Raw genomic sequence first — 8,334 nt, 5'->3', positions numbered from 1 at the left:
GTTGTTAAAGTTTTCCGTGGACAGAAATGGGACCCCATTCGAGAATTTTCGATTAAAGAGCTATTCAGCATAAAACATCTTGGAACAACGATTTTTGTGAGGAAACTAAAGTAGCACAGCGTTTTTTAAACTTGAAAATTTTTAGGCGAAAGTTATTTTAGAATGATGGGATTAAAAATTGATAAATATAAAATTTTATTATTAGTTTTTCTTGCCTGCTTATCTCGGCTTTATGGTCAGACGAGGGATTCTACTGTAAATGTTTATGTTGACACACTTTTCCTTGATAGCTGTTCGGTTGTTAAATTTGAGGTTTGCGTTACGCGGCGGGGGCTTTTTCTCAGAGGATTTGAGTTAGAGGACTTTCTTGTAAGCGAAAATGGCGAGGATATTCCGGAGTCACTTCTTGAGCAGCTAACATTTTGCCCGGGAGAGAGTTCGCAAGTTGATATAGTATTTTTGCTCGATTTCTCGACGAGCATGGACGATGAGGTTTCAGCTTTTTTCGATGCTATACCCTCGATGGTTTCGCAGCTTATGGACCTCGATTATCGAATAGCTATAGTGGTTTTCAACGGTTGTCCTGAGGAGATAAACGGCAAGTGGATTATTGTTCGAACCGATTTTTCGTCGGGTTCGTGCGATTACTCGTCGTCGGGACCTGACATTTGGGCGGTTGATTCGGCGCAATTTCATTGCCTTTTTAGGGCTACGGTAAATGATTTGTATTCATTGCCCGCAGTAAGCAGAGGTTCGGGCTACGAGGACCAATATGGTGCAATAGTTAGAGCCAACGAGCGATTGAGTTTCAGACCCGGGGCGAGGAAAATTTTTATCCTTTTTACCGATGAACGGCCGCAGGTGAATTACTATGTTTGTCGCCCGGTTTACGACCACACGAGGGAGGGGCTTGACAGCATAATAGCTTACTGCAATGCCAACAATATAATTGTTTTTCCTGTTACACCGCGAGATGGGGAATTTTTCAAGTCACCCTGGGAACCGAATTCGAGGCGGCATTATACTGGTTATGACACACTTGCTTCCCGCACTGGTGGCAGATGGTTTTATCTTTACAGCAGCGATTATGACTCATTGGCTTCGGCTATAGGACGGGAGATTATAGGTCAGAAATGCTGTTATCTTTTGCGTTACGAAACCGACAATTTTTGCACCGCCAGCAATATGATTCGAGTTGGGGTTGTATCTGAGGCTGAAACGCTGGGCTGGGATACGAGAAATTACATCCCTCCTTGCCCTGGGAGAAGTTCTCCTTTTGTGCCTTATCCTTGTGGTGGTATAACGACTTGCGAAAGGCAGGAATTTAAATTTGTCTTTGATGCGGAAAATGATGTGTTTCAGCTCGATTCGTCAACAGTTTCTATTGATGTTAACGGTTTGGTATACGACATTTCCTCTGATGAGCTTAGTTTTGCTGACTCTGTGATTATATTTACGCCACTTAATGCCTTCGCAGACGGCGAGACAGTTTGCGTTAGGATAGCGAATGCTTGCGACACCTTTGGATGCCCTGTTGAGACAACGACCTGTTGCGCTATAATAGATTTAAGCCCACCAGTTTTTTACGGATTATCGCCAACTCCTGGTTCAGTGGTTAATATAGATACTGCAAATATTTTCGTGTATATATACGATTCATTAGCTGGTGTCAACTGGGATTCTGTGGGAAGAGATAATGTTTCAGTATATGTTGATGGTGGATTAGTCGATTTTGATTTAATTGTGGAACCTCCAAAGGTTTCGATTCATCTCAGTCAGGGTGCGATAAGCGAGGGAGAACATACAGTTTTAATATGTATAAGGAATATAATTGACAAACCCGATTACGATTATTGCCCACCCAATAATTCTGATACATGTTGGAGTTTTGAGCTTTTAAAATATAGAGGTCCTATCGCGAGTATTATAAGGCCTTTGCCAAATATAGTTTCGGCATGCGTTAATCAGGATATAATAATCGAAGTATTTGATTCCGATGGCGTTGATTCATCAACAATATTGTTGGTCGTTAATGATGATACTTTTGATTGTTCGAGCCCTTATTTGATATATAAATCTGACACACTAATTTTTGAACCCCCTGATGGATACTGGCATGACGGGGAAACAGTGCATGTTTCTCTTATAAGAGCACAAGACATTCACGGTGCTGACCTTGAGGGACCACTTTCGTGGAGTTTTTATCTCGACTTTTCACCGCCCATAGCTGATATGACGGTTCCGATTGATAGTGCGGTAGTTTTGGATATTAATCAAGATATAAAAATTAGGGTTAATGATAATTTATCATCTGTCCATCTTGATTCCTCATATATTAATGTGATGGGTCTAAGGATTAGTTTAAGGGAACTTTTGCTATCATCATCAGCTGATGGCAGGGACGTTGCAATATATTTTTCACCCGGACGGATTAACGGGAGATGGTATCCAGGCGATACTGTGAATATATATGTTCATGTATGTGACAAACCAGATACATGTGGTCCTAATTGTGCAGATTATGAATTTGTATTTTTCCTTCCGCAATCGCCGGAGTGTGCACGATATCCGAATCCATTTACCCCGGATAACGACCGTATCAATGATTTTGTTTATTTCCGATTTCCGATGATAATGTATTATCCTGCTGATATATATATTTTTGATATGAAAGATGTTATGGTCCGTCACATAAAGGTTCCCAGCGGATTCTCAGCCAAGGAATTTGCGAAGTGGGATGGCAAAGATGACAACGGGAATGAACTTCCTCAAGGTGTTTATGTGTATATTATCGTCTCGCGAGGTGAAGTCCGCTGCACCGGAACAATAACTTTAGCAAGATGATGGAGGATAAATATGAAGATATTTATATGTATAATTTTGATGTTGTCAACACTATATAGCTTTGAAATAAAGTGGACATATCCTGAGCAATATATATACGAAAGGATGACATTTGGCTCGTCGGCGGCGATAGCTGACCTTGGGCCGCATGTTAATAATGAGGGTGGCGAACCCGATTCTTTCATGGAAATAGTTGTGGGAAGCGATGAATATTTGAATTTCTATCCTGAAATAAGGGATTCAGCGCAGGGTATATGGAGATGCATAGATTCGCGAGGCAATCTTGAGTGGGCTGTTTCTACAGGCACGGATGAGTCAAGGTCATCGCCTGCTGTGGCTGACTTTTGCGGTGATAGCAGGCTTGATATAGTAGGTGGAACGACGAGTGGCTGGAATGTGGAAGTAATTAGCGATACAGGGAGTTTTATCTGGGTTTTCCCTGATCCTCCGGAGCGCGATGGGCGAAATCTGTGGCATTCCTCACCGGCTGTCGCGGATGTGGTGCCTTCTGTAGCTGGACTTGAAATAGTTATAGGTAATAATTCCTGCCGTGCTGTATATTGTTTTCAAGGAGACCCATCGGACATGGTTGATGATGGTATACATTATGATTTCTCCGCACATACCGCTGATTGTTTTTTCTCATATACTGGCGCAGGAGGAACTGACGGTATAGATTGGGATATACTCTGGGTGTTTGATACTGACGGTCCTGTCGTTAGCACGCCAGCTTTGGGTGATATCGATGGTGATGGCGACATAGATGTTGTTGTTGGCGATGGCTATCAGGAACTATATGGTCCTATGATAGTGGGCGGTGGAAATATATATTGCATCGATGGACCAACGGGAACTTTGAGATGGCGAATAGACGCAGGTGAAAGCCTCGTAGTCATTGATGCATCGCCGGCATTAGCTGATTTTGACCGTGACGGTGACCTCGAAGTCGTGGTGGGAGCATCCAACGGCAAACTTTATTTTATAGACGGCGATGAGAACAGCAACGGAGTTATAGATTCAGACGAAATGTCAATTTATATGTTGCGAGGTGGAATACATTCTTCAGCGGTAATAGCTGATGTTAACGGTGATGGCGAATATGAAGTAGTTGTAGGCTCAAATGATGGAGTTTTAAGCTGTTTCCTGTATATACCTCCCGATTCAGTTACAGTTTTGTGGGCTGATATACTGAATGGTCCCATAATATCTTCCCCTGCTGTTGCTGGGAAACTTCGTGACCCTGCACCGTGGCCCATGTTTTGTCGTGATGTGAGAAGAGATAATTTTTATCCCGCCAAGGATACGATGCTTTACATATTTGTCGCTACCTTAAATGGTGTTATATATAAGATAAGAGGCATTGATGGAGCAGTAATGGATTCCATAAGGCCTGCTATACATTTTCATACATCACCTGTGATAGCAGATATCGATTATGATTGCGAGTATGAACTCGTAATAACTGGGATGAACTTAATCGCAGATACCATATATTGTATTGCCACTGGACTATATAGAGAAGGCTGCAAATCATGTGCTCCCATAGAGTTAGTTTCGACATGCCCACCCGCTGACACAGTTGTGGCTACATCATGTATATCTCAAATAGCAAGATTCACTATCGCAGAAACTACGGGCTGGGACCAGATAGACACTTCGCATTTTTTGGGTGAGTTAAGAGTAAAGCATCGTGATGGCACTGTTAATGTTCAAACGATTGATAATGATTTTCCTAATCTATCGATTTCGGGTAATCCATCGGATACAATAAATGCCGAAATAGGCGGTATTTCCTGGAATGAGGGTGATTCGGTGTGGATAACTCTTAGTAGCATGATGACCATGTATGAATGCACGACGATATTTTCCTCATTTGTCGGTTTCGTTCTTGATACGACGCCGCCGGTGATATCTCCGGGAACATCTATGCCACCCCTTGGCGGAATAGCGGATAATATAGTTGATATTTCATTTGATATAACGGACAATATAGCTGGGATTTTAACTGATTCTATATTTATAAGAATATATGCTTATCATGTGGATGGCACTGTTGATTCAGGCGATATTAGAGGTAGAAATTCCGCCACTGTCGGTTTTTTAGACAACGACTCGGTGGTGCTGCATGTAAGAGCTTGCGACAATATACACGATTACGGATGCTCTTGTCCGCCCAACTGTGATTCGATTGTTCATTGGTTTTTAATATCAGGTCGGGGTCCAGTTGCTAATATAATACTTCCAGCAAATAATACTATATCTGCTTGCGTTGACCAGCAAATATGGATCAGAATATATGATTCGGATGGTATAGATACGAATACGATAGTTCTCGTAATAAATAGCGATACTTTCACCTGTGATAGCACGGAGTTGAGCTTCAAAAATGATACATTATTCTTTGTTCCGCCCCCGAATTATTGGTTTGACGGCGAAACTGTATATGTTTCTCTTATTGCCGCATCCGATGTTTTCGGAAATGAGTTGTCGGCTCCTCTTAGTTGGCGATTTTTCATGGACTTTTCCCCGCCTGTCGCGGCTATGACAGAACCCGAAGAAACCTCAGTAGTATATAACCAGGCTCAGACTATAAAAATATATCTGTTCGATTCTATAAGTTCCGTTTGTCGTGATAGCATTAAATTATATATAGAAGATATTGAATATGATGCTAATCAGCTATCTTATCAGGAAAATTATGTAATTTTCGAACCCGAGGATTTCGGCTTAATATTCATGCCGGGGGACACGGTTGATGTCAGGATTTACGCTTGCGATTCGCCGGATACTTGTGGTCCGAATTGTGCAGAATATGGCTGGCAATTTTATCTTGCGCCACCTTTCAATTGTGCGCGTATGCCGAATCCTTTCACGCCCAACATGGATTTGATAAATGATTATATTCAGTTCACTTTCCCGGGAATGTTGTTCAATAGCGCTGATATCTATATATTCGACCTGTACGGAAGACTTGTAAAAAGAATATATGTGCCCAATGGTCCTGACGCTAAAGAGTTCGCTAAATGGGATGGCACAGACGATGGTAACCATCAATTGCCCGAGGGCTTGTACATCTACATAATTGAGGTGAAAGGCGAGGTCGTCTGCACGGGAACGATAACATTGGCAAGATAATGGTTCGTTGGATGTGTCCCGGCTGACCAAAAAATGGTTGCATAGACTTTGGCTTGGAATTATTTTTGGCGATTGAAAGAAGGAGGCGAGATGAGATATACATTCGTTGGCGGCATTCATCCGCCTGAGGAAAAACACCATACAGAGAAGAAGGCTATAGAGGTTTTACCAGCACCGGAAAAGGTTTATGTTTTGCTGTCCCAGCATGCTGGCGCGCCTGCTAAACCGTTGGTGAAAAAGGGCGACCAGGTTAAGGTCGGTCAGAAAATTGCTGAGGCAGCAGCTTTCATATCGGCAAACATACACTCACCGGTGTCGGGAAAGGTCATAAAAATAGATGATGTCCCCGATTTTACTGGAGGGCTTTCGAAAGCGATTGTTATCGAGAATGATGGTCAGGAAACGATAGGTTACGAGCTTGAGCCGCATGATGATTGGCACTCTTTACCGCCGGAGGAGTTTCCTAAGATTGCGCTTGAGGCTGGTCTTGTCGGCATGGGCGGCGCGATGTTCCCCACATCTGTTAAGCTTTCGCCTCCCAAGGAAAAGAAAATTGACACGGTCATAATAAACGGTGCGGAGTGCGAGCCTTATCTTACTGCTGATCACCGTTTGATGCTTGAGCAGACAGATAAGATAGTCGAGGGCGCGGAAATGATAAAGTATGCTCTCGGTGCTGAAAGGCTTATAATAGCTATTGAGGAAAATAAACCCGATGCGATAAAGGCTATGCAGGATGCTACCAAAGACAAAGATATAGAGGTGGCAGTTTTGAAAACCAAATACCCTCAGGGGGCGGAGAAACAGCTTATATGGGCTCTTACGAAGCGCGAGGTTCCCAGCGGTGGACTGCCGTTCGATGTCGGATGTTATGTTCAGAATGTCGGAACTGCTGCTGCGTTGCGCGACGCTGTTATTGAGGGGAAGCCTCTCATAGAGCGCGTAACGACTGTTGCGGGCTTTGTTATCGAGCCGAAAAATCTGCTTGTAAGGATAGGCACCCCTATTGGTGCGCTTCTTGAGGCTGCTGGTGGCGCAAAAGGTCCTATCGGAAAGGTTATTATGGTGGGACCGATGATGGGGTTAACCCAGTGGTCGATGGACGCACCGGTAACAAAAGGGACGAGCGGAGTGCTATTTTTCCCGCCCGAAGTGTCAGAATCAGAACCGGAGGAAAATTGCATAGGATGTGCAAGCTGTGTTGATGTGTGTCCCATGCATCTCGTGCCCACAATGATCGCCAGAGTAACAAAGTATGGCAGGATTGACATGGCAAAAATGCTCGGCGCAATGGATTGCATAGAGTGCGGAAGTTGTGCATATGTGTGCCCCTCAAAAATCAAACTTTTGCATTATATAAGATGGGCAAAATGGGAAATAAGAGCTTTGGCTAAAAAATAAATATATCATCTACGGAGGATGTTATGAAAGGTGTGGTTCTGGCTGGCGGTTTGGGAACCAGATTATATCCTTTAACGAAGATAACAAACAAGCACCTCCTTCCAGTATATGATGAGCCAATGATATATTATCCTATAAAGTCACTTGTTGAGGCGGGTATTCGTGATATAATGATAGTTTGCGGTGGCAACCACGCTGGCGAATTTCTAAGGTTGCTTGGCAACGGTCACGAGTTCGGACTGCAACACCTAAACTATGCCTATCAGGAGCGGGAGGGCGGAATAGCTGAGGCACTGGGACTTTGCGAGCATTTCGTGGATGGTGATAAAGTAGTGGTCTTTCTTGGAGATAATATAATAGGTGAAAGTATAAAGCCAGCCGTTGAGGAGTTCGCGAAACAGAATGATGGCGCAAGAATTTTGCTCAAAGAGGTCGATGACCCCACTGATTACGGGGTGGTAAAATTTGATGAAAATGGTAATATAGTCGAAATAATTGAAAAGCCAAAAGTTCCGCCATCGAAATACGCGGTAGTAGGTATATATATGTATGATTCCACTGTTTTTGATATAATCCGCACTCTCAAACCATCCGAGCGGGGTGAGCTCGAAATAACCGATGTTAACAACGCCTACCTTAAAGCCGGCAAGTTGAAATTCTCAATCCTCGAGGGTTTCTGGGCCGATGCCGGTGCTTCCATCGAAGCCTACTATCAAACCATAAAAATCGTCCGCGAGTTCAAGCTTAGACAGCGTTTTGGCGAGGTCCCCAGCGATGGGGACAGAAGGCTTTTGATGAGGTAAGATTTAAGGTGTTTGATTTTATATTGTATTAGGGAGGGGAAAATGCGTTATATAGCATTTGTGTTGTCGTTTTCTATCGCTATTTCTTCTCTCGCCCAGCGTGATGGTGCGCCCCGCTACAGGATTATATCGCCGCCTGCGTGGGCGGATT

General features: G+C 43.4%; 4 protein-coding genes. All 4 read left to right on the top strand.

Features of this window, described 5'->3' with window-relative positions; genetic code table 11:
* Positions 1-162: 162 nt before the first annotated feature.
* The 4 genes from J7J62_06100 to J7J62_06085 all read left to right on the top strand — a co-directional run bounded on the left by J7J62_06100 (position 163) and on the right by J7J62_06085 (position 8,183).
* Positions 163-2,844 carry a gliding motility-associated C-terminal domain-containing protein gene (locus tag J7J62_06100; protein ID MCD6124725.1) on the top strand — a complete coding sequence of 894 codons (2,682 nt, stop codon included), beginning with the start codon at positions 163-165 and terminating at the stop codon, positions 2,842-2,844.
* A 12-nt stretch (positions 2,845-2,856) separates the two neighbouring features.
* Positions 2,857-5,979 carry a gliding motility-associated C-terminal domain-containing protein gene (locus J7J62_06095; protein ID MCD6124724.1) on the top strand — a complete coding sequence of 1,041 codons (3,123 nt, stop codon included), beginning with the start codon at positions 2,857-2,859 and terminating at the stop codon, positions 5,977-5,979.
* 90 nt (positions 5,980-6,069) lie between these two features.
* Positions 6,070-7,380: an electron transport complex subunit RsxC gene (rsxC, locus tag J7J62_06090; GenBank protein ID MCD6124723.1), complete on the top strand. Its 1,311-nt coding sequence runs from the start codon at positions 6,070-6,072 to the stop codon at positions 7,378-7,380.
* A gap of 23 nt (positions 7,381-7,403) precedes the next feature.
* Complete coding sequence (locus J7J62_06085; GenBank protein ID MCD6124722.1) at positions 7,404-8,183, top strand: NTP transferase domain-containing protein; 780 nt, start codon at positions 7,404-7,406, stop codon at positions 8,181-8,183.
* Positions 8,184-8,334: the final 151 nt, after the last annotated feature.

Source organism: bacterium (assembly GCA_021159335.1).
Classification (GTDB): Bacteria; UBP14; UBA6098; order B30-G16; family B30-G16; genus JAGGRZ01.
Note: the sequence above shows the minus strand (reverse complement) of the source record. Positions and strands in the feature narration are given on the sequence as shown.